Raw genomic sequence first — 2520 nt, 5'->3', positions numbered from 1 at the left:
GAGTACCGCCCGCTACGCGGGCGGTACTCTCTTCTGGGTTTAAATTTTAATTATGCTGAACTATTTAAAAAGACAAAACCAGTAAGGTTTGGAGATTCCCAAACTGGCGTTGCCAGTTTGGGAATCGGTATCAACTATTAATTCAGGAGAATCGTCATGTTGCATTTTTGCTCGTTCTACTCATGGAAATTTTTCTATTCCCTCATCGCCATTCAGAATTCCGTTATTAGATATTTGAGATTATGAGCGAACATCGCCTAAATGAAATTACGATCGAACGTCCGCGTGGCGGTATGCGAAGAAGTTCGCGTAGGTTAAAAGGAGAGCGAAAGAGACTTGATCGCTTAACTCTTGAGGCTAGTGAAGATGGTTTACTCAGTCCCTACTTAATCAAAGTGAGACAGAAAACTAAGTACTTCTCCGATCATTTAGCTCCATTACAGCGATTTTTGCGATCGCATGTAGGGCAACCTTGGAATCTAGTTTATAGCGAATTGTGCGATCGCCTCGATCAAAGAACCGTGACTGGTCAACATGTGTTCACGCATCTCTGGCAGTACGTGGAACGCTACGTCGAAATCATCGATGGAAATCCATGCCATAAACCCTATCAGCCCCGTTACCTCGGCGATCGCTGTTTTAGTGGAAGGGATAACGAGTTTTACGTTCATCCCGAAACTGGACTGCTATGCGAAGTAAAGCGCTCCAAGAAAATCAAGTAAGTAGCTAAGCATTAGTAAACTTACAGCGCTTTGCGCTTAAACCCAAACCAAGGAAATTCTTGAAAGCGTTGCAAAGCAACGCTTTCAAAAATTTCTCTGTGGTTCGTTTGATCGATAATTGCTGTAATACCAATTCACAAAAGTGTTGTCACACTTTTGTGAATTAAAAACCAAACCCAGTAAGGATTTTCAAAGCTCAAAATGGTATAGCCATTTTGAGCTTTGGTATAAGTAGTTGACTTAGGACAAATCAAACTCCAAGAATTGATTGGCGGGGCGAAGCGCCGCCAATCAATTCTTGGGGTTTATATCCTAGTACAATTGGCGACAGCTATAACTATTCGTTAGTGGAGTTGTCTAAATTAGACAAAGAGAAAATCGGTTTCTCATTTTTAGGAGACTGAAACAGGGATCTAAAAGGTTGCAAATAAAACTTCCCCACCGTATTGAAGTTCTTTGCCTCATCGTTGGGCAATCCTAATGGCAATTTCTCAAAGGTTTTGGGGACATATAAAGTTCCAAACATCCAATCCCAAATAGCAAAGATTTTGCCATAATTTGCATCATAATATTTGGACTCATTAGCATGATGAATGTAGTGCTGGGCAGGACTAATAAAAATATGGCTAACCCAATAAGGAAACGATAGCCAAATATGAGCATGGCGGAAGTTACCCGTAATATAAAAAATGAATAATACAAAAGGAATACCATTGAGATATAAAACTTCCATTTGATTACCAAATAGGTAAGTCCAAATCCCTATAGCTAGTCCCGAAAATAGCGATACAGTCAATGTCTGGATCAGATAGTCGAGGGGATGATGTCGAAATAATGTGAAGGGGGTGAGGACTTCTGCCGTATGATGAATTTTATGAAATTCCCATAAAACAGAGATTTTATGCCGAATATAATGATTGTAATAGTAACCAAAATCAATAGTTAGTATCAGAAAAAGGCTAAAGGCAAAATGATGCCATAACTGCACTTCAGTGACTGGAAAGACCGTATCTATCCCAAAAACCTGTGCCAGAGAAAGAGTGACGAAATTCGCAATAAATTTTGCCGATATCACTGTAGCGATCGGCGTAACAATCAAACTTTTGCATAGCATGATCGGCAAATAGTTCTGATAATCGAGAATTGCTGATTCATGGAGAAATACCTCCTTAGGAAAGCAGTATTGAAGAAAACTACTTTGCACTTCTTCTCGATTAAATCTTACAACATAGACAATCACTGCTATAAAGAAAGAACAAAGCAAATAGAGCCAATAGAGCTGAGATTCGGGCATCAAAATTTGTCTGACTGGATAAAGAAGTGCATCTCCTATCCATTGTAAAATTTCCACAGAAATCATCCCCTCGTAATATATGTACTTACAGTGTTGGGAATATATTAAATCGGATCAAACTTTATTTGTGTATCTCAGATCATTTTCTGTCAAACCATCAGAGTTATATAGCAACGTCAGGTTTGCTTAGGACATCAAACCCTAAAGATGAGTGGCGGCGCTTTACGCCGCCACTCATCTTTAGGGTTTGGATTTGTCCCCGCTATCTCTCACGTTGCTATATATTGCAGTCCTCATACCAAATTAAGAAATAGCTACGCTATTTCTTAACTTGAAAACCTTTAAATAGCCAGTTGCAATTAAATGTAAAACCCAAAAAGCTGTGGCGCAAGCTGCGCTTGCACCACAGCTTTTTAATCTGGATTTTGATTATGCCCAGCTAGTTAATGTCAGTTCGGGTTAAGCTGACAAATTTTAAAAGCCCAAAAGTAAAAGCCTTGCTAC

The 2520-nt window shown here is 39.4% G+C and carries 2 protein-coding genes; one reads left to right on the top strand and one right to left on the bottom strand.

What is annotated here, in order from left to right:
• The first annotated feature begins 242 nt into the window (after positions 1-242).
• The gene (locus PSE7429_RS22375; protein ID WP_009629671.1) at positions 243-722 is read left to right on the top strand and encodes a hypothetical protein; all 480 of its coding nucleotides are present in this window, start codon (positions 243-245) and stop codon (positions 720-722) included.
• Between the two features lie 337 nt (positions 723-1059).
• On the opposite strand, the gene PSE7429_RS22370 is transcribed toward PSE7429_RS22375, so the two are convergent.
• Complete coding sequence (locus tag PSE7429_RS22370) at positions 1060-2082, bottom strand: sterol desaturase family protein (RefSeq protein WP_009629670.1); 1023 nt, start codon at positions 2080-2082, stop codon at positions 1060-1062.
• Positions 2083-2520: the final 438 nt, after the last annotated feature.

The organism is Pseudanabaena biceps PCC 7429 (genome assembly GCF_000332215.1).
GTDB lineage: Bacteria > Cyanobacteriota > Cyanobacteriia > Pseudanabaenales > Pseudanabaenaceae > Pseudanabaena > Pseudanabaena biceps.
The sequence above is the reverse complement of the archived record's forward strand: the minus strand, read 5'-3'. Positions and strand labels throughout refer to the sequence as shown.

What these genes read in the sequence shown, in the direction of transcription:
- PSE7429_RS22370 (WP_009629670.1), bottom strand. Translation starts at nt 2,082, where the DNA reads ATGATTTCTGTGGAAATTTTACAATGGATAGGAGATGCACTTCTTTAT.
- PSE7429_RS22375 (WP_009629671.1), top strand. Translation starts at nt 243, where the DNA reads ATGAGCGAACATCGCCTAAATGAAATTACGATCGAACGTCCGCGTGGC.